The organism is Burkholderia sp. BC1 (assembly GCF_052683555.1).
The window spans coordinates 1-23,201 of sequence record NZ_JBQYLP010000058.1; the positions used below are offsets into that span (position 1 = coordinate 1).

The window sequence follows — 23,201 nt, forward strand, 5'->3', positions numbered from 1 at the left end:
AGATGTGTATAAGAGACAGCCGTCCGCACAAAACAAAACCGCGCGGCCTCGTGACGAGACTCGCGCGGTTTGCCTGCACCGCGAACCGGCCGCCGGGCCGGCGCGCCGCTTACTTCTTGTAGTTCGCGACGCCGTCGGTGATTTCCTTGTGCGCGGCATCGATGCCGGCCCAGCCTTCGACCTTCACCCACTTGCCCTTCTCGAGCGCCTTGTATTGCTCGAAGAAGTGCTTGATCTGGTCCTTCAGATACTCGGGCACGTCGTCGATCGACTTCAGGTTCGCCGTCATCGGGCAGACCTTGTCGTGCGGCACCGCGATCAGCTTCGCGTCGACGCCCGACTCGTCCGTCATCTGCAGCATGCCGAGTGCGCGCGAACGCACGATCGAGCCGGCCAGCAGCGGGAACGGCGTGATCACCAGCACGTCGACCGGATCGCCGTCGCCCGACAGCGTCTGCGGGATGTAGCCGTAGTTCACCGGATAGCGCATGCCGGTGCCGATGAAGCGGTCGACGACGAGGAGGCCCAGCTCCTTGTCCGCCTCGTACTTCACCGGATCGCTCTGCGCGGGAATCTCGATGATCACGTTGAAATCTTGCGGCAGGTCCTTGCCGGCCGGAACATGATTGAAGCTCATGAACGCTCTCTGTTGGTCGATGGGAAGTCGGGACAGGGCCGCCGCGGCCGGTGCGCCGACGCGGGCGTCCCCGCAGGGAATGCGCCATTATAGCCAATCGACCGGTGGCGTCCGGACGACGATCGGCCGATAATCGTTCCCGATGTCCGGCGCCCGGACGCGATCCGGCGCGGCGCCGCCGCGGCCGCCGCGACACGACAGCACGACTCCGACCCACCGACCGGCCTCGCAGCCGGGCACCGGCGCCACGTGGCCCGGCACGACAGGAGCAGGCATGGAAGAGGCAAAGCATTTCATCGCGGGCGAATGGACGTTGCCCGCGCAACTGGAAACGATCGCCGTCATCGATCCGTCCGACGGCCTGCCGTTCGCGACGATCGCGCGCGGCACCGCGCCGGACATCGAGCGCGCCGTCGCCGCCGCACGCGACGCGTTCGCCGGTGCGTGGGGCGCCGCGAGCGCGGCCGAGCGCGGCCGCGTGCTGATGCGGCTCTCGATGCGCGTCGCCGATCATCTCGACGAACTGGCCGCGATCGAGGCGCGCGACACCGGCAAGCCGCTCAGGCAGGCACGCGCCGATGCGGCCGCGCTCGCGCGCTACTTCGAGTTCTACGCGGGCGCCGCCGACAAGCTGCACGGCGAAACGCTGCCCTATCAGGCCGGCTATACGGTGCTGACCGTGCGCGAGCCGCACGGCGTGACGGGTCACATCGTGCCGTGGAACTATCCGATGCAGATCTTCGGGCGCAGCGTCGGCGCGGCGCTCGCGGCCGGCAACGCGTGCGTCGTGAAGCCGGCCGAGGACGCGTGCCTGTCGCTGCTGCGCATCGCGCAGCTCGCGGCCGAAGCCGGGCTGCCGGCCGGCGCGCTGAACATCGTCACCGGTTACGGCCACGAGGCGGGTGCCGCGCTCGCGCGTCATCCGGGCATCGACCACATTTCGTTTACCGGCTCGCCGGCAACCGGCAAGCTCGTCGCGCAGATGGCCGCCGAGAACCACGTGCCCGTCACGCTCGAGCTCGGCGGCAAGTCGCCGCAGATCGTGTTCGCCGATGCCGACCTCGACGCGGCGCTGCCCGTGCTCGTATCGGCGATCGTCCAGAACGGCGGCCAGACCTGTTCGGCGGGCAGCCGCGTGCTGATCGAGCGCGCGGTCTACGAGCCGCTCGTCGAACGGCTCGCGACCGCGTTCAACGGGCTGCGCGTCGGCCCGAGCCGCGCCGATCTCGACTGCGGCCCGCTGATCAACGCGAAGCAGCAGCAGCGCGTGTGGGACTTCCTGTCCGATGCGCAGCACGACGGCATTCCGATGGCCGCGCACGGGCAGGTCGTCGCGGACGCGCCGGAAACCGGCTTCTATCAGGCGCCCGCGCTGCTGCGCGACGTGCCGCCGTCGCATCGCCTCGCGCAGGAAGAAGTGTTCGGGCCCGTGCTCGCCGCGATGCGCTTCGCCGACGAAGACGAAGCGCTCGCGCTCGCCAACGGCACGCCGTACGGGCTCGTGGCCGGCATCTGGACGCGCGACGGCGCGCGGCAGATGCGGCTCGCGCGGCGCGTGCGCGCGGGCCAAGTGTTCATCAACAACTACGGCGCCGGCGGCGGCGTCGAGCTGCCGTTCGGCGGCACCGGGCATTCGGGTCACGGTCGCGAGAAGGGCTTCGAGGCGCTGTACGGCTTCACCGCGCTGAAGACGATCGCGATCCGGCACGGCTGAGCGGCCACGCGGGCGGCGGCGTGCGTATCCGTGCGTGCCGCCCGCGATGCGTCGCATCGGCCACGCAGCAATACGACGACAACAGATCGAATACAGGAGACACACCATGCGGTTGAGCGGCAAGACGGCGATCGTCACGGGCGGCGGCTCGGGCTTCGGAGAAGGCATCGCGAAGACGTATGCGCGCGAAGGCGCGAACGTCGTCGTCAACGATCTGAACGGCGCGGCGGCCGAGCGTGTCGCGAGCGAGATCGCGCTCGCGGGCGGCAAGGCGATCGCGGTCGCGGGCGACGTGTCCCGAGGCGACGACTGGCGTGCGCTGCTGCAGGCGGCGCTCGACGATTTCCACGCGGTGCAGGTCGTCGTCAACAACGCGGGCACCACGCATCGCAACAAGCCCGTGCTCGACGTGACCGAAGCCGAGTTCGACCGCGTGTACGCGGTGAACATGAAGAGCCTGTTCTGGAGCGTGCAGACGTTCGTGCCGTATTTCCGCACGCAGGGCGGCGGCGTGTTCGTGAACGTCGCCTCGACGGCCGGCGTGCGGCCGCGCCCGGGCCTCGTCTGGTACAACAGCACGAAAGGCGCGATGATCACCGCGAGCAAGTCGCTCGCGGCCGAGCTCGGCGCCGATCGCATCCGCGTGAACTGCATCAACCCGGTGCTCGGCGAGACCGCGCTGATGACCGAGTTCATGGGCTGCGAAGACACGCCCGAGAATCGCCGCCGCTTCCTCGCGACGATTCCGCTCGGCCGCTTCTCGACGCCGCAGGACATCGCGAACGCGGCGCTCTATCTCGCGTCCGACGAAGCCGAATTCATCACGGGCGTCTGCCTCGAAGTCGACGGCGGCCGCTGCATCTAGCGTCCGCCGCTGCCGGACCCGGCGCGCGAGCGCCGGCATCGCTGCACCGCAATGCCAAGCACGACAACCGGCGGCGCCCCGCGTGCGCTGCCGGCTCACGACAAGGACAGGAGACAACATGGCAACATCGACGCAGTCGCTGCCGGGCTCGTCCGGCGCATTCGAGGAAGCAACCTACCGGAAGGTATCGTGGCGGCTCACGCCGCTGCTGCTGCTCTGCTACGTGGTCGCGTATCTCGACCGCGTCAACGTCGGCTTCGCGAAGCTGCAGATGGCGAGCGACCTGAATCTCAGCGATACCGTGTACGGGCTCGGCGCGGGCATCTTCTTCTTCGGCTACTTCCTGTTCGAGGTGCCGAGCAACATCATCCTGCACAAGGTCGGCGCGCGCGTCTGGATCGCGCGGATCATGGCGACGTGGGGCGTGATCTCGATCCTCACGATGTTCGTGACGACGCCCGCGATGTTCTACGTGATGCGCTTTCTGCTCGGCGTCGCGGAAGCGGGCTTCTTTCCCGGCGTGATCCTGTACCTGACCTACTGGTATCCCGCGCACCGGCGCGGCCGCATGACGACGTTCTTCATGACGGCCGTCGCGCTGTCGGGCGTGATCGGCGGGCCGATCTCGGGCTTCATCCTGAAGGCGTTCGACGGCGTCAGCGGCTGGCACGGCTGGCAGTGGCTGTTCCTGCTCGAGGGCATTCCGTCGGTGCTCGCCGGCGTGCTCGTGTTCTTCGCGCTCGACGACCGGATCGCCAAAGCGACGTGGCTCACCGACGAGGAAAAGGCGCTGCTCGCGCGCAACGTCGATGCCGAGGAAGCGACCAAGGAAGACCTGCCGCTCGGCGCGGTGATGGCGAGCCCGCGCGTATGGCTGATGGCGCTGATCTACTTCTCGTTCGTGATGGGGCTGTACGGCGTCGGCTTCTGGCTGCCGACCATCATCAAGGCGACCGGCGTGACCGACACGCTCGCGATCGGCCTGCTGTCGGCCGTGCCGTACGCGGCCGCGGTCGTCGCGATGATCCTGATCGCGCGCAGCGCGGACAAGCATCGCGAACGGCGCTGGCACCTCGCGATTCCGGCCGCGCTCGGCGCGGTCGGCCTCGTGCTGTCGGTCGTGTGGGCACACGAGACGGCACTCGCGATGCTCGGCCTCACGCTCGCGACGATCGGCATCCTGACGACGCTGCCGCTGTTCTGGAGCCTGCCCACCGCGTTCCTCGGCGGCGCGGCCGCCGCTGCCGGCATCGCGATGATCAACTCGATCGGCAACCTCGCGGGCTTCCTGAGCCCCTATCTGATGGGCTGGCTCAAGCAGGCGACCGGCGCGAACGACGCCGGCATGTACATGCTCGCGGGCTTCCTCGTGCTCGGCGGCCTGCTCGCGCTGTCGGTGCCGAAGCGGCTCGTCGACAAATGATGCCGGTGTAGCGCAGCCGCAACTAAGCAGCTGCCCGCGCGCGACACCGAAGAAAAATGCCCCGAAGGCCGTCAGGCGTTCGGGGCATCGTTTTTTGCTGCGCGGGCTGAAAGCGGCAAACGCCTTGCGTCACACCACGGTAATCGCGAGCGCGCTTTCGCGGTAGTGCTTCGCGGCCTTGTCCGTTTCGCCGAGATGCTCGAACAGCCGCGCAAGCGCGCGGTGCGCGCGCACCTTGAGCGCCTCGTTGTCGGCGAGCTTCAGCGCCGCCTCGAGGAACGACTGCGCCTTGCCCCACAGCTGCTGCTGCTGGCAGAGGCGGCCGAGCGCGAACAGCAGGTCCGCGTCCTCCGGGTGATCCTTCTTCCACCCTTCGGCCTTCTGGATCAGCGGCAGCGCATCGGCGCCGGCCGTATCCGGATAGCGGCGCAGCAGACGCGCATCCCAGTTGTGCGCGAGCGCATCCTCGACGATGCGGCGCGCTTCGGTACGGCGCTCGAGCGCGACCAGCAGCTCGGCCGCGAGATCGGCGAGGCGCGGCGACTGCCGCTCGACCGGCGACAGCGACTGCCAGATCTCGAGCAGCGCGTCGGCATCGTGCCGGCGTTCGCGCAGCAGATTCTCGGCGGCCTGCTGACGCAGCCGCACGGCCGCCGCCGGATGCAGCGCCTCGCGCTTCTCGAGCGCCTTCGCGAGCTTCAGCACTTCGGCCCAGTTCTTCAGCTGCTGCTGCGCGCGCAGCGCGACCTGCTGCGCATGAATGCGCTTGCCGCCCGCCTGCAGATCGGCGAGCGCGGCGAGCGCGCCGTCGGCGTCGCGCGCGTCCGCCCGCATGTCGGCCGTCGCGAGCAGCCGCGCGTCCTGCCATTCGGGCGCGTCGACCTTCGACAGCCATTCGTCGCGGCGCGTGTACTCGTGCATGCGGTGCGCGGCGGTAGCCGCGACGAGGCTCGCCGCGCCCTGGTTCGCGTCGACGGCGAGCGCTTCGCGCGCAGCCTTCTCCGCACGCGAGAAACGGCCTGCGTAGAGGTTCGCGATCGCATCGCGCAGCGATGCCTGGGCCTTCTCGTTGCGCGTACGCGCGCGATAGGCGGCGACCCGCTGCGGCATCCGCCAGATGTTGCGCACGATGCGCAGCAACGCATACACGACGATGAACAGCACGACGACCGATATCACGAACAGGTTCAGCGACACGTCGACGCGATACGGCGGATAGACGATCAGCACCTGCCCCGCGTCGAAACGCCCGACGGTGGCGAGCGCGACGGCGATCGCGAACAGGACCGCGAGCCAGACGATTCCTCGAAGCGTCATCGTTACCCCCGGCTCTTGAACTGCTGAACGGCGTTCAGGCTCGTGTTCAGGTTCGGCACCGCGACCGTCAGCGACGCGCCGTCGACCTGCTTGAGCAGATCCTCGACCGTCTGCGTGTCCTTCGACGCCTGATCGAAATACTTGCCGACCGACGCCTGCGCAGCGTGCAGGTCCGCCTTCATCGCGCTCTCGTTGCGCGCGAGCAGCGACAGCCGCGCGGCGAGCAGCCGCAGCTTCACGTTCTCGCGCACGAAGTAGCCCTGGTCGGGCGACGCGAGCATCGCGTCCGCGTTGTCGATCCGGCGCACCTGCACGAGGCCCTTCAGCTGCTGCGTCAGACCCGACGAGAAGTCGTGCCACCACGTCTTCCAGCGCGGTTCGCCCGCGGCGGCGGCCGATGCCGTGTCGGCAGGTGCGGCCTTCGGCGCCGCGTGCGGCACGATCGCCTCGCCGGACAGCGGCAGCGCGTCGATCCGCGCGATCGCATCGTCGAGCTTGATCGCGAGCCCGGTCAGATCGGCCGACGGTGCGGCCTTCAGCTTCTCGATGTCCTGCGCGAGCGCCTTGCGCACCGTCACGGCCTGCGCGCTCTGCGACGTCGCGAGCCGCGCATCGGCATTCTGCAGCGCGATCAGCGCGAGCTGCGTATTGCCCGTCAGCTGCAGCTGCTGGCTCGCGCTCGACAGCATCTGGTCGACTTCCTCGAGCATCCACGCATCGCGGTTGCGCGACAGATCCTGGTACTGCTGCTGCAGCGCCTGCTGCGCGCTTTGCGCATCGGCGAGCTTGCCGTCGAGCTGCGCGAGCTGCGTGTCGACCTGATGCGTGCTCGCGAGCGCCTGCTCGGTCTTCGTGCGCGTCTCGGCGACCTGCGCGTCGAGCGTCTTCTGGCGCGCGACGAGCGCGTCGTCGAGCCGGTCGATCTTGCGGTTCAGCGCGTAGCCGCCGACGCCCGCCGCGCAGCCGAGCACGACGACGACGAACCACAGCACCGCACTGCCGCCGCGGCGCGCGGGCGGTTCGGATGCGGTGTACGAAGGTTGCGACGGCGGCGCGGAAGCGGCGGCCGGCTGGGAAGCGACGCTTTTGGAATCGTTGGTATCTGTCATGCGTTTAGTCACCGGTGCGGCTGTCGCCGGTTGGACGGCCTCGTCGGCCATCGTTCGAAACGCGCGGACGATGCGCTCATCGCCCGCGCCGGTCAGCGTAATCCTATCAAAACCCAATGCGCGCGCGGTCTGCTCGATCCGCGGATGCGGCGTCACGAGCGGCGCGTGCTTCAGCGCTTCGATCTCGGTGTCGTTCAGATGCGCGCGCGCGAGTTCGTGCAGGTTGCGCACGCCCTCCGAACTCGTGACGAGCCACGCGTGCGGCTCGCCGCCGAGCAGCGCATGCACGCGCTCCCACGTGCCGATGCGCGGCTCGGGCACGACGCGCCGGTACGCGGCGACGAGCGTCACGTCGGCGCCCGCTTCGCGCAGTCGATCGGCGAGCCATTCGCGGCCGCCGTCGCCGCGCACGATCAGCACGCGCTTGCCGGCGAGCGCGGCGGCGCCGCCGAACGCGGCCTCGATGCTCGCGAACAGTCCTTCGGAATCGTAGTGCGGTGCGCTACCGTCGCTGCCCGGCTGCGGCGCAATCACGCGATACGCGGGCGGCGCGATGCCGTGGCGCTCGAGCGCGGCGACGCTGCCGGGGCCGACCACGCCGACCGGCAGCGCGTTCGGCCAGATCGCGCCGTACTGCGCGAGCGCACGATCGATCGCGTTCGGCGACACGAAGATCACGAGCGCATAGTCGGCCAGCGCGGCGAACGCGGCCGCGAGCGGCGCCGGATCGTCGACCGGCGCGATGTCGATCAGCGGAAATTCGAGCACGTCGCAACCGGCGTCGGCCAGTTGCGCGGCGAGCCCGGCCGACTGGCCGTCGGGGCGCGTGAGAACGGCGGTGAATGCGCGCGCGCCGCCCGCCATCAGGCCTCGCCCTTGCCGGCCTGCGAGCCGGCGAGCAGTGCGCGGACGATCTCGAGCGCGCCCTGCGCCTCGAGCTCGTCGGAAACCGCGCGGCCGAGCGCCAGCGCATCGGCAACCGTCACGACGGACGCGCACTCCTCGGCCGTCAGCACGCGCGTGCCGTCGATCGTCGACACGCGGCCCGTCAGATAGAGCTCGCCGGCCCGCCACACGGCGTGCGCGGCGAGCGGCACCTCGCAGCTGCCGCCGAGCGCGCGCGACACCATCCGCTCGGCCTCGACGGCGAGAGCCGTCTGCGCGTCGTGCAGCGGTTCGAGCCATGCGGCGACGTCCGTGCGGTGCGCGGCGATCTCGATGCCGAGCGCGCCCTGACCGGCTGCGGGCGGGCTGTCCTCGACGCCGAGCAGCGCGCGGATCCGCGCCTCCAGACCGAGCCGCTTCAGGCCCGCGGCGGCGAGGATGATCGCCGCGTAATCGCCGCGATCGAGCTTCGAGAGCCGCGTATCGAGATTGCCGCGCAGCGGCAGCACCTGCAGCTGCGGATAACGCGCGCGCAGCATCGCTTCGCGGCGCAGGCTCGACGTGCCGACGACCGCGCCGGCCGGCAGCGCGTCGAGCGACGCGTGGTCGTTCGACACGAACGCGTCGCGCGGATCCTCGCGCTGCATGATCGCGGCGAGCGCGAACCCGTCCGGCAGCATCATCGGCACGTCCTTCAGCGAGTGCACGGCGAGATCGGCACGGCCGTCGGCGAGCGCGCTCTCGAGCTCCTTGACGAACAGTCCCTTGCCGCCGACCTTCGACAGCGTGCGATCGAGAATCTGATCGCCGCGCGTCGTCATCCCGAGGATTTTCACGTCACAAGCTGGATATAATTTGCGCAGCGCATCACGCACATGTTCGGCTTGCCACATCGCCAGGCGGCTTTCGCGCGAAGCGATCGTCAGCGTCGCCGGCGGCTGTGCCGGTCGCGGCCCGGCCGCGAGAATCTCGGAATTCATTGCAGGAACATCGAAGGACGGGATTGAAGACCGAACAATGGTAGCACGCACGCTTCGGCCCGCCCGGGCCGGGCGCCCGCGGCCGCCGCGCCCTCGCGCGGCCTGCGGCGCGGATGCGCGGATGTGCCGTACGTAGCTGGTTGCTTGACCGCAGTTCCCGCAGTTTCCGCAGTTCCTTTTGACTCGAGCTTTCCCAAGGAAACCCATCGTGAAGTCTTCCGGATCGGTGCGCGCGACGCGCCGCAATGCTGCCCTGCCCTCCTCCGACGCCCCGACGAGCGCCGTCGCCACCGCCGCGAACGGCCGTGCGAAACCGGCAACGAAACCGAAAGACGCGATACGTCAGACAAAACGTGCAGCCACGACGCGCACGGCGAACGCACGCACCGCGGCAACGCCGAAGTCGGGCGGGCGCACGCGCGAGGACAAGGATCGTCCGCTGTTCGAAGACATCCGTTTCCTCGGCCGCCTGCTCGGCGACGTCGTGCGCGAGCAGGAAGGCGACACGGTGTTCGACGTCGTCGAGACGATTCGTCAGACCGCGGTCAAGTTCCGCCGCGAGGACGACCGCGAAGCCGCGCAGACGCTCGAGAAGAAGCTGCGCAAGCTGACGCCCGAGCAGACGGTCAGCGTCGTGCGCGCGTTCAGCTATTTCTCGCACCTCGCGAACATCGCCGAGGATCGCCACCACAACCGCCGCCGCCGCATCCACGCGCTCGCGGGCTCGGCGCCGCAGCCGGGCACGGTCGCGCACGCGCTCGACAAGCTGAAGACGACCGGCAATGCGTCGAAGCGCGTGCTGCAGCGCTTCTTCGACGACGCGCTGATCGTGCCGGTACTGACCGCGCACCCGACCGAAGTGCAGCGCAAGAGCATTCTCGACGCGCAGCACGACATCGCGCGGCTGCTCGCCGAACGCGATCAGGAACTGACGGCGCGCGAGCGCCAGCACAACGAAGCGATGCTGCGCGCGCGCGTGACCGCGCTGTGGCAGACGCGGATGCTGCGCGACGCGCGCCTGACGGTCGGCGACGAAATCGAGAACGCGCTGTCGTACTACCGCGCGACGTTCCTCGAGGAATTGCCCGCGCTGTACGGCGACATCGAGGCCGCGCTCGCGGAGCACGGGCTGGCCGCGCGCGTGCCGGCGTTCTTCCAGATGGGCAGCTGGATCGGCGGCGATCGCGACGGCAATCCGAACGTGACGGCCGCCACGCTCGACGAAGCGATCAACCGCCAGGCCGCGGTGATCCTCGAGCACTATCTCGAGCAGGTGCACAAGCTCGGCGCCGAGCTGTCGGTGTCGAACCTGCTGGTCGGCGCGAACGATGCGGTGAAGGCGCTCGCGGCCGCGTCGCCCGACCAGTCGCCGCACCGCGTCGACGAGCCCTACCGCCGCGCGCTGATCGGCATCTATACGCGCCTTGCCGCAAGTGCGCGCGTGCGGCTCGGCGAAGGCACGGTGCCCGTGCGCAGCGCAGGGCGCGGCGCGCCGCCCGTGCGCGCGACGCCGTATGCGGATTCCGACGAATTCGTCGCGGACCTGAAGGTACTGACCGCGTCGCTCGCCGAACATCACGGCGCGTCGCTCGCCGCGCCGCGCCTCGCGCCGCTCATGCGCGCGGCCGAAGTGTTCGGCTTCCACCTCGCGAGCATCGACCTGCGCCAGAGCTCCGACATTCACGAAGCGGTGGTTGCCGAGCTGTTCGCGCGCGCGGGTGTCGTGGCCGACTACGCGTCGCTCGAAGAGGCGGACAAGCTGCGCGTGCTGCTCGCCGCGCTGGCCGATCCGCGGCCGCTGCGCTCGCCGTACCTCGAATACTCGGCGCTCGCGCAAAGCGAGCTCGGCGTGTTCGAAAAGGCGCGCGAAGTGCGTGCGCAGTTCGGCGCGCGCGCGGTGCGCAACTACATCATTTCGCACACGGAAACGGTCAGCGATCTCGTCGAGGTGCTGCTGCTGCAGAAGGAGACCGGTCTGCTCGAAGGCTCGCTCGGCGCGCCGGACGGCCACGCGAAGAACGCGCTGATGGTGATCCCGCTGTTCGAGACGATTCCCGACCTGCGCGACGCGTCGCGGATCATGCGCGAGTACTTCGCGCTGCCGGGCGTCGATGCGCTGATCCACCATCAGGGCGACGAGCAGGAAGTCATGCTCGGCTACTCGGACAGCAACAAGGACGGCGGCTTCCTGACGTCGAACTGGGAGCTGTATCGCGCCGAGCTCGCGCTCGTCGAACTGTTCCGCGAGCGCAAGATCACGCTGCGGCTGTTCCATGGCCGCGGCGGCACGGTCGGCCGCGGCGGCGGCCCGACCTATCAGGCGATCCTGTCGCAGCCGCCGGGCACCGTGAACGGCCAGATCCGCCTGACCGAACAGGGCGAAGTCATCGCGAGCAAGTTCGCGAACCCCGAGATCGGCCGGCGCAACCTCGAGACGGTCGTCGCCGCGACGCTCGAGGCGTCGCTGCTGCCGCAGTCCAACGCGCCCGCCCAGCTGCCGGCGTTCGAGGGCGCGATGCAGACGCTGTCCGACACCGCGATGGCCGCGTACCGCGCGCTCGTCTACGAAACGCCGGGCTTCACCGATTACTTCTTCGCGTCGACGCCGATCACCGAAATCGCCGAGCTCAACATCGGCAGCCGCCCGGCGTCGCGCAAGCTGCAGGATCCGAAGAATCGCAGGATCGAGGATCTGCGCGCGATTCCGTGGGGCTTCTCGTGGGGCCAGTGCCGGCTGCTGCTGACCGGCTGGTACGGCTTCGGCAGCGCGGTCGCCGCGTATCTGGACGGCGCGGCCGACGCAGCGGAACGCAGCAAGCGGCTCGCGCTGCTGAAGAAGATGAACAAGACCTGGCCGTTCTTCGCGAACCTGCTGTCGAACATGGACATGGTGCTCGCGAAGACCGATCTCGCGGTCGCGTCGCGCTACGCCGAACTCGTGCCGGACCGCAAGCTGCGCAACGCGGTGTTCGGGCGCATCGTCGCCGAGTGGGAGCGCACGTCGCACGCGCTCGCGGAGATCACCGGGCACGAGGAACGGCTCGCGACGAATCCGCTGCTCGCGCGCTCGATCAAGAACCGCTTCCCGTATCTCGATCCGCTGAATCACCTGCAGGTCGAACTGATCAAGCGCCACCGCGCCGGCGACACGAACGCGCGGCTGCGTCGCGGGATTCATCTGACCATCAACGGCATCGCGGCCGGGCTGCGCAATACGGGCTGACCGCACGCGTGCCGCGCGCACCGCATGGCGGGCGCGCTGCCGAGGCCGCGACACGCGAACGCGCGTGTCGCGGCTTTTTTCATGCGCGGCGCGTCGATACGCCGGGCGTCGATGCGCCGGGCGTCGACAAGCCGCGCGCGTTCAATGCGCGTCGATCAGCAGCGCGTCGTGTTCGAACGATCCGTCGGCCTGCACCGCGTAGTACGCGCGCACTTCGTCCGGCGCGTGGGCCCAGAGCGCGCGAATGCCGGTCACGCTGTCGGCCGGCGTGCGGATCCGCGCGACCCACGTATCGAAATCGATCGGCAGCCGCCAGCGGCGCTTCACGTGCGCCTCGAAGCCCGCGTCGCGGAACATCGCGAGCCACTCGTCGGCGCGATAGTCGCGCACGTGCGACGCGTCGCGCAGCACTTCGGCGGCCTGCAGATACGTGTCGAGCAGCGGGTGGTCGTTGCCGGCGATGTCGATCATCAGCACGCGTCCGCCCGGCTTCAGCACGCGGCGCACTTCGGCGAGCGCCGCGCGCACGTCGTGCCAGTGATGCGCGCTCATCCGGCTGACGACCCAGTCGAAGGTCGCCGCGTCGAACGGCAGACGCTCGGCCGGCCCCTGCTGCGTGCGAACGTTCGCGAGCCCGCGCTCGCGCGCGGCCGCATCGACGGTCGCGAGCATCGGCGCGGCGAGATCGTAGGCGACGACCTCGCGCACGTGCGGCGCGACCGCGAAGCTCGCGTGGCCCGCGCCGCAGCCGAGATCGAGCACGGCCGCGTCGGGCGTCGCGCGCACCGTATCGGCGAGCGTCTGCAGATCGGCGCCCGTCGCATGAACGGTGCTCGTCAGATAGGCGGCGGCCGTCGAGCCGAATGCGTCGGCGACCTGATCGTGGTGTTTCATCGTGCACTCCTGTCGTGGGCGGGACGGGCGCTGACTCGCAGCGCGCGAATCGCTACAATAGGGCGGCGTTTGTACCAGTACAAGTCAAGCAGTTATTCTGGTATTCGTTACACCCGGCCGATCGTTGCGGTGCTGCTGTCCGATGCGCGTCGTGCGTCGCACGTTGCACCCCGTCGCACATTGCACGTTGCACGTCGCACGTTGCACGCCGCCCGTTGCACGGCGCCCTTTTCTCGTTTCCCGCATGAACCGTCCGTCCTCCGCTCCCACCCCGCCGCTCGATGCGACGCCCGCCCGCGCGCTCGGCGAATTCATTCGCGCGCACCGCGAACGCCTGTCGCCGCAGGCGGTCGGCCTGCCGCCCGGCCCGCGCCGTCGCACGCCGGGGCTGCGCCGCGAGGAAGTCGCGCAGCTCTGCGGCGTCAGCCCGACCTGGTACACGTGGATCGAGCAGGGGCGCCCGGTGTCGGCGTCCGCCGACGCGCTCGCACGGATCGCGGTCGCGCTGCAGCTGTCGAAGGCCGAGCGTGCGTATCTGTTCGAGCTCGCCGCGCAGCGCGATCCAGCCGAGCCCGACGTCGCGGCCGGCGACCTGCCGCCGACGCTCGCCGCCACCGTCGCGGCGATCGCGACGCCCGCGTACGTGCTCGATCGCCAATGGAACGCGCTTGCATGGAATGCGCCGGCCGCCGCGCTGTTTACGGGCTGGCTCGACGGCGAGCACGACCGCAACCTGCTGCGCTTCACGTTCATGTCGCCGGCCGCACGCACGCTGATCGTCGATTGGGAAACCCGCGCGCGGCGCCTCGCGGCCGAATTCCGCGCCGATTCGATCCGCCATCTGACCGACGCGCCGACGCGCGCGCTAATCGACGCGCTGACGGCCGGCAGCGACGCGTTCGCGCAGTACTGGGCGTCGCAGGACGTATTCGAGCGCGAAGGCGGCCTGCGCGAATTCGACCATCCGGCCGACGGCCGGCTCGTCTATCAGCAGATCACGCTGAAGCCCGCGCATCGCGAGGATCTGAAACTCGTCGTGCTGGTGCGCGACTGACGCGACCGGCCGACGCGCGCCTGCCGCGGGCAGCAGCCGCAGCCGCGGCGGCCCTGCGCGTGAATGTTAGAATCGCGGGATTCCTCGGCGGCGCACGCCGCCCAACTCCCTCGAAGAATCGCCATGACGTCCCAACTGCACAAAAAGGGCGAGGCCTGGTCGGCCCGCTTCTCGGAACCGATGTCGGAGCTGGTCAAGCGCTACACGTCGTCGGTGTTTTTCGACAAGCGCCTGGCGCTCGTCGACATCGCCGGCTCGCTCGCGCACGCGAACATGCTCGCGGCGCAGAAGATCATCAGCGCCGACGATCTGGCCGCGATCGAGCGCGGGATGGCGCAGATCAAGGGCGAAATCGAGCGTGGCGAATTCGAATGGCAGCTCGATCTCGAGGACGTCCACCTGAACATCGAAGCGCGCCTGACCGCGCTGATCGGCGACGCAGGCAAGCGCCTGCATACGGGCCGCTCGCGCAACGACCAGGTCGCGACCGACATCCGTCTGTGGCTGCGCGGTGAAATCGACCGCATCGGCGGGCTGCTGAACGATCTGCGCGGCGCGCTGATCGACCTCGCCGAGCAAAACGCGGACACGATCATGCCGGGCTTCACGCACCTGCAGGTCGCGCAGCCCGTCACGTTCGGCCATCACCTGCTCGCGTACGTCGAGATGTTCTCGCGCGACGCGGAGCGCATGCGCGACTGCCGCACGCGCGTGAACCGTCTGCCCCTCGGCGCGGCCGCGCTCGCGGGCACGAGCTATCCGATCGACCGTCATGCAGTCGCGAAGTCGCTCGGCTTCGACGGCATCTGTGCGAACTCGCTCGACGCGGTGTCCGACCGCGATTTCGCGATCGAATTCACGGCTGCCGCCGCGCTCGTCATGACGCACGTATCGCGCTTCTCCGAGGAACTCGTGCTGTGGATGAGCCCGCGCGTCGGCTTCATCGACATCGCCGACCGCTTCTGCACCGGCAGCTCGATCATGCCGCAGAAGAAGAACCCGGACGTGCCCGAACTCGCGCGCGGCAAGACGGGCCGCGTGAACGGCCATCTGATGGCGCTCCTCACGCTGATGAAGGGCCAGCCGCTCGCGTACAACAAGGACAACCAGGAAGACAAGGAGCCGCTGTTCGACACGGTCGACACCGTCGCCGACACGCTGCGCATCTTCGCGGAGATGGTCGCCGGCATCACGGTGAAGCCGGACGCGATGCGCGCGGCCGCGCTGCAGGGCTTCTCGACCGCGACCGACCTCGCCGACTATCTGGTCAAGCGCGGGCTGCCGTTCCGCGACGCGCACGAAGCGGTCGCGCATGCCGTGAAGATCTGCGACGACCGCGGCATCGACCTCGCCGATCTCACGCTCGACGAAATGAAGCGCGAGCTGCCGAACGTCGCGCAGCTGATCGGCGACGACGTGTTCGACTATCTGACGCTCGAAGGCTCGGTCGCGAGCCGCAACCACCCGGGCGGCACCGCGCCCGACCAGGTGCGTGCGGCCGCGCAGGCCGCGCGCGCCGCGCTCGGCAAGTAAGCGCTGCACCGTCACCGCGGACGCCTGCACGGCGTCCGTTTTTTTTCGCATGTGCTGCCGCGCACCGCCCTTTTCCGGATGACCCCGATGACCTTCTCCGCCGCGCTCTTCGACATGGACGGCCTGCTCGTCGATTCCGAGCGGACCATCATGAACACGTGGCTCGACGTGTCGAACGCGCACGGCGTCGCGCTGACCGTGGCCGACTACCTGCAGATCGTCGGCCGCTCGTTCGCCGAGGGGCAGACGATCCTCGCGCGGCTGATCGGCGACGCCGACACGTTCGACGCCGTGCGCATGCGCGTACGCGAACAGCTGGCCGCACCCGAACCGCATCCCAAGTTCCCGCTGAAACCCGGCGCACTCGCGCTGCTCGACACGCTCGCGCAGGCCGGCATTCCGTGCGCGGTCGCGTCGTCGTCCGCGCAGGAGGTGATTCGCGCGCGGCTCGACGCGGTCGGCGTGCTGCCGTACTTCCAGGCGATCGCGAGCGGCACCGAGGTCGCGCGCGGCAAGCCGGACCCGGCCGTGTACCGGCTCGCGGCCGAGCGCCTCGGCGTGCCCGCTCACGCGTGCGTCGCGTTCGAGGACAGCGACTTCGGCGTGCAGTCGGCAGCCGGCGCAGGCGCGTCGGTCGTCACCGTGCCCGATCTGAAGGCGCCGACGCCCGAGGTCGTCGCGCTGAGCCTGCACGTGCTCGCGTCGCTCGACGATGCGGTCGCGCTCGTGCCGGCATGGTTCGGCCGGCACGATACGCAGCTCGCCTAGGCACCGGTTCGCCGCGCGGCACGCGGCAGCGCCATGCAAAACGGGCACCGCAGGGTGCCCGTTTCGTTTTGCGTTCCGCTTCGCGTCGCGCTGGAGAACGCCGCAACCGTCAGCGGTTGCCGGCCGTCTCGGACAGCCGCTTCATCGTCGCGATGCGCGCGCCGATCAGATCGACGCGTCCGTCCTCGCCGACGAGCGGCGCGGTCGCATCGCGAAACGCGAACCACGCGCGCTGCGCGCGCACGAGCGTCGCGGCCGAATGCGCGGGCATCTTGCGGCGCAGCTTCTGGTAATAGCGGTTCAGATCGAACACCGCATGCTCGCACGCGGCGTCCTGGTCGCACGGCCGCACGCGGCCGACCGGCGCATCGCGCGTGACGTTCGCCGGCTTGCCGTTCGCCGGCGCCGCAGCGGCCTGCGCGCCGCTTCCGACCGCCGCCGGTATCGCGGCAGGCGGCGCATAGCGCTCGGCCGCGGCACGCAGCGCGAGCGCGCGGCTGCGCACGGGCTGCAGCTGCATGTCGGCGCTCGCCATCGTGTACATCGTGCCGCTCGTCGTGTCGTAGACGGCCTTCAGCAGTTGCGCTTCGTCCTTGCGCCACGTGAGCCAGCGCCGCTGGCTCTCCTGCCAGCCGCGCTTTGCGTCGGCCGGCGCGTCCTTCAGCAGGCGCGCGTAGGCGGCATCCATCGCGGCCTGCCACTGCTGCTGCGCTTCGTTCATGCACTGGATCTGGCCGGCCGTCGACGAACGGTCGCGCCGCGCGAGGCACTGCCGCATCGCGACGTCGATCGGATCGGCCGCCGCGACTTCGGCATGCGCGAGGCCCGGCGCCGCCGAGCAGACCGCCCAGACGGCGAGCGCGGCGGCCGCCGCGCGCACCGCCCGGATTCGTCCCTGCGCCGCCATCAGTCGCGCACGCAGTCGACGAAGTACTCGACGCGGCCGTTCACCTCTTCCGCGACGAGACCGTGGATGTCGGTATGGAAGCCCGGGAAGCGCTCGTTGAAGTCGCGCGCGAACCGCAGGTAGTTCACGATCGTCTTGTTGAAGCGCTCGCCCGGGATCAGCAGCGGAATGCCCGGCGGGTACGGCGTCAGCAGGATGCTCGTCACGCGGCCTTCGAGCTCGTCGAGCGGCACGCGGTCGATCTTGCGGTGCGCAAGCTTCGCGAACGCGTCCGACGGCTTCATCGCGGGCTCCATGTCCGACAGATACATCTCGGTCGTCAGGCGCGCGATGTCGTTCGCGCGGTAGACGTCGTGGATCTGCGTGCAGAGGTCGCGCAGCCCGACGCGCTCGTAGCGCGGATGCTGCGCGACGAATTCGGGCAGCACGCGCCAGAGCGGCTGGTTGTTGTCGTAGTCGTCCTTGAACTGCTGCAGCTCGGTCACCATCGAGTTCCAGCGGCCCTTCGTGATGCCGATCGTGAACATGATGAAGAACGAGTACAGGCCCGTCTTCTCGACGATGATGCCGTGCTCGGCCAGGTACTTCGTGACGATCGCGGCCGGAATGCCGGTCTCGCCGAACTCGCCGTCGACGTCGAGCCCCGGCGTGATGATCGTCGCCTTGATCGGGTCGAGCATGTTGAAGCCTTCGGCGAGCGGACCGAAGCCGTGCCAGCGGTCGTTCGGCTTCAGCATCCAGGCTTCGCGCGAGCCGATCCCTTCTTCGGACAGATCCTCCGGGCCCCACACGCTGAAGAACCAGTCGTCGCCGTATTCGGCGTCGACCTTGCGCATCGCGCGGCGGAAGTCGATCGCCTCGGCGATCGATTCCTCGACGAGCGCCGTGCCGCCCGGCGGCTCCATCATCGCGGCCGCGACGTCGCACGACGCGATGATCGCGTACTGCGGGCTCGTCGACGTATGCATCAGATACGCCTCGTTGAAGCGATGCTTGTCGAACGTGCGGTTCTCCGAATCCTGCACGACGATCTGCGACGCCTGCGAGATGCCGGCGAGCAGCTTGTGCGTCGAGTGCGTCGCGAACACGAGCGCGCCCGTGCGCGGACGGCCGTCGCCGATCGCGTGCATGTCGCGATAGAACGGATGGAACGCCGCGTGCGGCAGCCATGCCTCGTCGAAGTGCAGCGTGTCGAGCAGATCGCCGAGCAGGTCCTTGATCATCTCGACGTTGTAGACGACGCCGTCGTAGGTGCTCTGCGTGATCGTCAGGATGCGCGGCTTCAGGTCGGGGTTCTGACGCAGCGCTTCGCGCGCGAACGGGTTCGCCTCGATCTTCTTGCGGATGTTCTCGGGCTTGAACTCGTCGCGCGGAATCGGGCCGATGATGCCGAAGTGGTTGCGCGTCGGCGTGAGGAACACGGGGATCGCGCCCGTCATCGTGATCGCGTGCAGGATCGACTTGTGGCAGTTGCGATCGACGAGCACGATGTCGCCCGGCGCGACGGTCGCGTGCCAGACGATCTTGTTCGACGTCGACGTGCCGTTGGTCACGAAGAACAGATGATCGGCGCTGAAGATGCGCGCCGCGTTGCGCTCCGACGCCGCGACCGGGCCCGTATGGTCGAGCAGCTGGCCGAGTTCGTCGACCGCGTTGCAGACGTCCGCGCGCAGCATGTTCTCGCCGAAGAACTGGTGGAACATCTGGCCGAGCGGGTTCTTCAGGAACGCGACGCCGCCCGAGTGGCCGGGGCAGTGCCACGAATACGAGCCTTCGTCCGCGTACTTGACGAGTTCCTTGAAGAACGGCGGCGCGAGCGAGTCGAGATAGACCTTCGCCTCGCGGATGATGTGGCGCGCGACGAACTCCGGCGTGTCCTCGAACATGTGGATGAAGCCGTGCAGCTCGCGCAGGATGTCGTTCGGCAGATGGCGCGAGGTGCGCGTCTCGCCGTACAGGAAGATCGGGATGTCCGCATTGCGGCGGCGCACTTCGGTGACGAACGCGCGCAGCTCGATGATCGCGGTCGCGAGCTCGGGCAGCTCGCCGTCCGGGCCGATTTCGCCGAGCATGAGTTCGTCGTCGTCGATCGACAGAATGAAGCACGAGGCGCGGCTCGACTGCTGCGCGAACGACGTCAGATCGCCGTAGCTCGTGAGGCCGAGGACTTCCACGCCCTCCTTCTCGATCGCTTCGGCCAGCGCCCGGATGCCGGAGCCCGAGATGTTCTCGGAGCGGAAATCTTCGTCGATGATCACGACGGGGAAACGAAACTTCATGGGCGATTCTCCAAAAAGAACGACCGCGGCGCGTCACGCGCAGCGGTCACCCGGAAACTGGTGAGACGTTATGCAAGCAGATCAGGTTTTCGGCAGCGTGACACCGCGCTGCCCCTGATACTTGCCGCCGCGATCGGCATACGACACGTCGCACACCTCGTCGCTCTCGAAGAAGAGCACCTGCGCGACGCCTTCGTTCGCGTAGATCTTCGCGGGCAACGGCGTGGTATTCGAGAACTCCAGCGTGACGTAGCCTTCCCATTCGGGTTCGAACGGCGTCACGTTGACGATGATCCCGCAGCGCGCGTACGTCGACTTGCCGAGGCAGACCGTCAGCACGGTGCGCGGGATGCGGAAATATTCGACGGTGCGGGCCAGCGCGAACGAGTTCGGCGGGATGATGCACACGTCGCCCTTGAAATCGACAAACGAGCCCTCGTCGAAGTTCTTCGGATCGACGATCGTCGAGTTGATGTTCGTGAAGATCTTGAATTCGTCCGCGCAGCGGATGTCGTAGCCGTAGCTCGACGTGCCGTAGCTGACGATCCGGCGACCGTCCTCGGACGCGCGGACCTGATCGGGCACGAACGGCTCGATCATCTTGTGCTCTTCGGCCATGCGCCGAATCCATTTGTCGGACTTGATGCTCATATCGGGGCGCCAGGAAACGCTGCGTGACGGTAAACGAAAACGAAGGCCGCCGGTTCGACGCGGCGGCCGCAGAAGGCGCACATTTTACGCGATCATCGGCGCGCGCACGCGGCGGCCGTCACCGGATCACGCCACAGGCGAGCGCGGGCCCCGCGCCGTGCTGCGGAAACGCGGGGTCGCTCGCGTCGCGATGGACCAGCGCCGAGCGGTTCAGCGCCGAGCGCACGCCGTCGAGGGCCAGATCGGGCGCGACGATGAAACCGGCCGCGACGCCGTTCGCATCGGCGTGGATGTTGCCGAGATCGCCGGCGACGCGCGCGCCCGCGCGCAGCCGATCGGCGGCAGGCGCGAACACCTGGCCCGCGCTCGAGCCGTCGCCCGCGTTGCAGTCGCCGCGCTCGTGCACCTGCAGCGCATGATCGCTGTTCGGCGGCAGGCCGACGAGGTTGTAGGTCACCTGGACGCCGTCCGGGCGCTCGACGAACGTCACCGTGCCGCGCGTTTGCGAACCGACCGTCGGCTGCAGTTGCGCGTCCGCGCGTTTTTCGTGCGACGAGGAAAAGGAGGTGCAGCCGGCCAGCAGGCCCAGCACGGCGGCCGCCAGCAGCGCGCGCCGCGCGCGGCCCGCGTACGCGCCGAGATGTCGTTCGTTCATTCGATCCTCATGCCGGCCGGCGGCCGTTCGATGCGGCAGCCGTGCCGGGCGGGTAAAGGGACCCGGGGGAAAGTCGCCATGATACCGCGCCTTCCGGCGCCGTAAACAGCGGAAGGGCCCGTCCCGCAAGGGTTTTACGTATTTTGAACAACGATTGACGGGAACTTCGACGTCATGTCGCGCGCGCGCTCGGCAATCGCGAGCGCGACGCCGCGTGCGATGTCGCGATAGCGCCGCGCGAGCGCGCCGTCGGGCTCGGCCGCCACGGTCGGCGTGCCGCTGTCCGCGCGCTCGCGGATCGCGATGTCGAGCGGCAGGCTGCCGAGCACGGTCACGCCGTAGTCCTTCGCCATGCGCTCGGCGCCGCCGGCGCCGAAGATGTGCTCCTCGTGGCCGCAGTTCGAGCAGATGTGGATGCTCATGTTCTCGACGATCCCGAGGATCGGAATCCCGACCTTCTCGAACATCTTCAGCCCCTTCTTCGCGTCGAGCAGCGCGATGTCCTGCGGCGTCGTGACGATCACGGCGCCCGTCACCGGCACGCGCTGCGCGAGCGTGAGCTGGATGTCGCCCGTGCCGGGCGGCATGTCGACGATCAGGTAGTCGAGCTCGCGCCAGTTCGTCTGCCGCAGCAGCTGCTCGAGCGCGGACGTCGCCATCGGGCCGCGCCACACCATCGGGTTGTCTTCCTCGATCAGGAAGCCGATCGAGTTCGCCTGCAGCCCGTGGCCGACGAGCGGGTTCATCGACTGGTTGTCGGGCGATTCGGGGCGCTGGCCGTGGATGCCGAGCATCGTCGGCAGCGACGGGCCGTAGATATCGGCATCGAGGATGCCGACCGACGCGCCTTCGGCCGCGAGCGCGAGGGCCAGGTTCACGGCCGTCGTGCTCTTGCCGACGCCGCCCTTGCCCGACGCGACCGCGACGATGTTCTTCACGTTCGGCAGCAGCTTCACGCCGCGCTGCACGGTGTGCGCGACGATCTCCTGCGACACCGCCACGCGTGCGTCGCGCACGCCCGGCACGGCCGTCAGCGCGGCCGCGATGCGCGCGCGCACGTCGTCGTACTGGCTGCGCGCCGGGTAGCCGAGCACCACGTCGACCGTCACGGCGTCGCCGTCGATCGCGACGTTGCGCACGCCCTTGTTCGCCGCATACGGACGGTCGGTATTGGGGTCGACGACAGCCGCCAGCGCGGCGTCGACTTGTGCCCGGTCAATGCTCATCAAAACTCCGTGAAAACGTTTTTTCCGCACTCAAACGTCAAGAAATATCAAATAACGCGGCGAAAATCGAGAAAAGTGAAAGAATCTGTTGCACGCCATTGCGCGAACGCGCGCGGCGGCGCAATCTTCGCGTGCGGCATGCTATGGGGCCAAATCGGCCGCCTACCGCCTATATTGTAGAGGCTGACGCGCCGCCCTGTCCGAACAGCCACGCTGACGGACTGGGCATGCGGCCGCCTCGGCGGCTGCCGCGAGCACGGGCCGGCCCTCCTTTTTCCGGACGGCCCGCGTAGGGAGCCGTAGCTGTTGATGTCGTTGTCGACTCGTTCAACCAAGAGAGGAATCCAAGATGAACATGAAAATCGCGACTCGCCTGTCCGTCTTCGCACTCGCCGGCGCCCTGCTGGCGGGCTGCGCATCGCAGCAAGGCACCAACACGGCCGTCGGCACGGGCACGGGTGCAGCGCTGGGCGCGGGCATCGGGGCGCTTGCCGGGGGCGGCAAGGGTGCGGCGATCGGCGCGGGCGTCGGTGCGCTGGTCGGCGGCGTGACGGGTTACAACTGGCAAGCGATCAAGAACAAGCTCGCGCCGTCGGCCGCGCAGACGGGCACGCAGGTCACCGAGCAGCCGGACGGCTCGCTCAAGCTGAACGTGCCGAGCTCGGTCACGTTCGCGACGAACCAGTACGCGATCACGCCGGCCTTCACGCCGCTGCTGAACGACCTGGCAACGACGCTGAACCAGAACCCGCAAGTGACGGCGTCGGTGATCGGCTACACCGACAGCACGGGCTCCGCGCAGCTGAACCAGACGCTGTCGCAGAACCGCGCGCAAAGCGTCGTCAACGCGCTGGTGCAGCGCGGCGTCGCGGGCAACCGCCTGTCGGCGCAGGGCATGGGCCCGTCGAACCCGGTGGCGGACAACTCGACCGAAGCCGGCCGCGCACAGAACCGCCGCGTCGAGATCTATCTGCGCGCGCCGCAGCACCAGTAAATCGCGCACGACGCGCGGGGCAGCGCCGCAGGATGCGCGCGCAGCCCCGCCGGACAAGGGATTGGGGGCGGTCGGTAACAAATCGAA

18 protein-coding genes are annotated in these 23,201 nt (G+C 68.9%); 8 read left to right on the forward strand and 10 right to left on the reverse strand.

The features are described from left to right. Positions 1-109: 109 nt before the first annotated feature. Entirely contained in the window at positions 110-637 is a 528-nt protein-coding gene (ppa, locus tag ACSHSS_RS23135; protein WP_006398629.1) for an inorganic diphosphatase, read from the reverse strand. A gap of 274 nt (positions 638-911) precedes the next feature. Between ppa and ACSHSS_RS23140 the strand changes: the two genes are divergently transcribed. From ACSHSS_RS23140 to ACSHSS_RS23150, 3 genes are all read left to right on the forward strand, one after another. Next, the gene (locus ACSHSS_RS23140; protein ID WP_217104633.1) at positions 912-2,351 is read left to right on the forward strand and encodes an aldehyde dehydrogenase family protein; all 1,440 of its coding nucleotides are present in this window, start codon (positions 912-914) and stop codon (positions 2,349-2,351) included. Positions 2,352-2,457: 106 nt separating this feature from the next. Beyond that, complete coding sequence (locus tag ACSHSS_RS23145) at positions 2,458-3,216, forward strand: SDR family oxidoreductase (protein ID WP_445545608.1); 759 nt, start codon at positions 2,458-2,460, stop codon at positions 3,214-3,216. A 118-nt stretch (positions 3,217-3,334) separates the two neighbouring features. Then, on the forward strand, positions 3,335-4,639 hold the full coding sequence (locus ACSHSS_RS23150) for an MFS transporter (RefSeq protein WP_006398626.1): 1,305 nt from the start codon (positions 3,335-3,337) through the stop codon (positions 4,637-4,639). A gap of 129 nt (positions 4,640-4,768) precedes the next feature. On the opposite strand, the gene ACSHSS_RS23155 is transcribed toward ACSHSS_RS23150, so the two are convergent. From ACSHSS_RS23155 to hemC, 3 genes are read right to left on the reverse strand one after another with little or no spacing between them, the layout of a single operon-like run. Continuing rightward, positions 4,769-5,956 (reverse strand): heme biosynthesis protein HemY, encoded by a 1,188-nt coding sequence (locus ACSHSS_RS23155; RefSeq protein WP_006398625.1) that lies wholly within the window; start codon positions 5,954-5,956, stop codon positions 4,769-4,771. A 2-nt stretch (positions 5,957-5,958) separates the two neighbouring features. Beyond that, complete coding sequence (gene hemDX / locus ACSHSS_RS23160) at positions 5,959-7,929, reverse strand: fused uroporphyrinogen-III synthase HemD/membrane protein HemX (protein WP_012212912.1); 1,971 nt, start codon at positions 7,927-7,929, stop codon at positions 5,959-5,961. Further along, a complete protein-coding gene (hemC, locus tag ACSHSS_RS23165; RefSeq protein WP_445545609.1) occupies positions 7,929-8,930 on the reverse strand; it encodes a hydroxymethylbilane synthase in 1,002 nt (333 codons plus the stop codon). Before hemC ends, hemDX begins: the two co-directional genes overlap by 1 nt. A gap of 208 nt (positions 8,931-9,138) precedes the next feature. Here hemC and ppc point away from each other — a divergent pair, with 208 nt between their 5' ends. Beyond that, the gene (gene ppc / locus ACSHSS_RS23170) at positions 9,139-12,153 is read left to right on the forward strand and encodes a phosphoenolpyruvate carboxylase (RefSeq protein WP_445545610.1); all 3,015 of its coding nucleotides are present in this window, start codon (positions 9,139-9,141) and stop codon (positions 12,151-12,153) included. Between the two features lie 141 nt (positions 12,154-12,294). Here ppc and ACSHSS_RS23175 read toward each other — a convergent pair whose 3' ends face one another. Beyond that, the gene (locus ACSHSS_RS23175) at positions 12,295-13,047 is read right to left on the reverse strand and encodes a class I SAM-dependent methyltransferase (protein WP_006398621.1); all 753 of its coding nucleotides are present in this window, start codon (positions 13,045-13,047) and stop codon (positions 12,295-12,297) included. Between the two features lie 244 nt (positions 13,048-13,291). Between ACSHSS_RS23175 and ACSHSS_RS23180 the strand changes: the two genes are divergently transcribed. From ACSHSS_RS23180 to ACSHSS_RS23190, 3 genes are all read left to right on the forward strand, one after another. Then, positions 13,292-14,101: a helix-turn-helix transcriptional regulator gene (locus tag ACSHSS_RS23180; protein ID WP_006398620.1), complete on the forward strand. Its 810-nt coding sequence runs from the start codon at positions 13,292-13,294 to the stop codon at positions 14,099-14,101. Between the two features lie 123 nt (positions 14,102-14,224). Next, positions 14,225-15,634: an argininosuccinate lyase gene (gene argH / locus ACSHSS_RS23185; RefSeq protein WP_006415883.1), complete on the forward strand. Its 1,410-nt coding sequence runs from the start codon at positions 14,225-14,227 to the stop codon at positions 15,632-15,634. An 87-nt stretch (positions 15,635-15,721) separates the two neighbouring features. Continuing rightward, complete coding sequence (locus ACSHSS_RS23190; RefSeq protein ID WP_105841301.1) at positions 15,722-16,402, forward strand: HAD family hydrolase; 681 nt, start codon at positions 15,722-15,724, stop codon at positions 16,400-16,402. Between the two features lie 109 nt (positions 16,403-16,511). Here ACSHSS_RS23190 and ACSHSS_RS23195 read toward each other — a convergent pair whose 3' ends face one another. The 5 genes from ACSHSS_RS23195 to apbC all read right to left on the reverse strand — a co-directional run bounded on the left by ACSHSS_RS23195 (position 16,512) and on the right by apbC (position 22,120). Beyond that, positions 16,512-17,309, reverse strand: a complete 798-nt coding sequence (locus ACSHSS_RS23195; protein ID WP_035952067.1) for a lysozyme inhibitor LprI family protein — start codon at positions 17,307-17,309, stop codon at positions 16,512-16,514. Next, the gene (locus ACSHSS_RS23200) at positions 17,309-19,588 is read right to left on the reverse strand and encodes an arginine/lysine/ornithine decarboxylase (RefSeq protein ID WP_006398616.1); all 2,280 of its coding nucleotides are present in this window, start codon (positions 19,586-19,588) and stop codon (positions 17,309-17,311) included. Before ACSHSS_RS23200 ends, ACSHSS_RS23195 begins: the two co-directional genes overlap by 1 nt. Before the next feature lie 81 nt (positions 19,589-19,669). Further along, the gene (gene dcd / locus ACSHSS_RS23205) at positions 19,670-20,239 is read right to left on the reverse strand and encodes a dCTP deaminase (protein WP_006398615.1); all 570 of its coding nucleotides are present in this window, start codon (positions 20,237-20,239) and stop codon (positions 19,670-19,672) included. A 118-nt stretch (positions 20,240-20,357) separates the two neighbouring features. After that, the gene (locus ACSHSS_RS23210) at positions 20,358-20,894 is read right to left on the reverse strand and encodes a superoxide dismutase family protein (protein ID WP_006398614.1); all 537 of its coding nucleotides are present in this window, start codon (positions 20,892-20,894) and stop codon (positions 20,358-20,360) included. Between the two features lie 134 nt (positions 20,895-21,028). Further along, on the reverse strand, positions 21,029-22,120 hold the full coding sequence (apbC, locus tag ACSHSS_RS23215) for an iron-sulfur cluster carrier protein ApbC (RefSeq protein WP_445545611.1): 1,092 nt from the start codon (positions 22,118-22,120) through the stop codon (positions 21,029-21,031). Positions 22,121-22,469: 349 nt separating this feature from the next. Here apbC and ACSHSS_RS23220 point away from each other — a divergent pair, with 349 nt between their 5' ends. Further along, complete coding sequence (locus ACSHSS_RS23220) at positions 22,470-23,114, forward strand: OmpA family protein (protein ID WP_006398612.1); 645 nt, start codon at positions 22,470-22,472, stop codon at positions 23,112-23,114. The last annotated feature ends 87 nt before the right edge of the window (positions 23,115-23,201 follow it).

Bases quoted from the DNA above. Each gene is read 5' to 3' on its own strand.
- ACSHSS_RS23200 (WP_006398616.1), bottom strand. From the start codon at position 19,588: ATGAAGTTTCGTTTCCCCGTCGTGATCATCGACGAAGATTTCCGCTCC.
- ppa (WP_006398629.1), bottom strand. From the start codon at position 637: ATGAGCTTCAATCATGTTCCGGCCGGCAAGGACCTGCCGCAAGATTTC.
- hemDX (WP_012212912.1), bottom strand. From the start codon at position 7,929: ATGGCGGGCGGCGCGCGCGCATTCACCGCCGTTCTCACGCGCCCCGAC.
- ACSHSS_RS23210 (WP_006398614.1), bottom strand. From the start codon at position 20,894: ATGAACGAACGACATCTCGGCGCGTACGCGGGCCGCGCGCGGCGCGCG.
- ACSHSS_RS23190 (WP_105841301.1), top strand. From the start codon at position 15,722: ATGACCTTCTCCGCCGCGCTCTTCGACATGGACGGCCTGCTCGTCGAT.
- argH (WP_006415883.1), top strand. From the start codon at position 14,225: ATGACGTCCCAACTGCACAAAAAGGGCGAGGCCTGGTCGGCCCGCTTC.
- hemC (WP_445545609.1), bottom strand. From the start codon at position 8,930: ATGAATTCCGAGATTCTCGCGGCCGGGCCGCGACCGGCACAGCCGCCG.
- apbC (WP_445545611.1), bottom strand. From the start codon at position 22,120: ATGAGCATTGACCGGGCACAAGTCGACGCCGCGCTGGCGGCTGTCGTC.
- ACSHSS_RS23175 (WP_006398621.1), bottom strand. From the start codon at position 13,047: ATGAAACACCACGATCAGGTCGCCGACGCATTCGGCTCGACGGCCGCC.
- ACSHSS_RS23220 (WP_006398612.1), top strand. From the start codon at position 22,470: ATGAACATGAAAATCGCGACTCGCCTGTCCGTCTTCGCACTCGCCGGC.
- ACSHSS_RS23155 (WP_006398625.1), bottom strand. From the start codon at position 5,956: ATGACGCTTCGAGGAATCGTCTGGCTCGCGGTCCTGTTCGCGATCGCC.
- ACSHSS_RS23140 (WP_217104633.1), top strand. From the start codon at position 912: ATGGAAGAGGCAAAGCATTTCATCGCGGGCGAATGGACGTTGCCCGCG.
- dcd (WP_006398615.1), bottom strand. From the start codon at position 20,239: ATGAGCATCAAGTCCGACAAATGGATTCGGCGCATGGCCGAAGAGCAC.
- ACSHSS_RS23195 (WP_035952067.1), bottom strand. From the start codon at position 17,309: ATGGCGGCGCAGGGACGAATCCGGGCGGTGCGCGCGGCGGCCGCCGCG.
- ACSHSS_RS23180 (WP_006398620.1), top strand. From the start codon at position 13,292: ATGAACCGTCCGTCCTCCGCTCCCACCCCGCCGCTCGATGCGACGCCC.
- ACSHSS_RS23150 (WP_006398626.1), top strand. From the start codon at position 3,335: ATGGCAACATCGACGCAGTCGCTGCCGGGCTCGTCCGGCGCATTCGAG.
- ACSHSS_RS23145 (WP_445545608.1), top strand. From the start codon at position 2,458: ATGCGGTTGAGCGGCAAGACGGCGATCGTCACGGGCGGCGGCTCGGGC.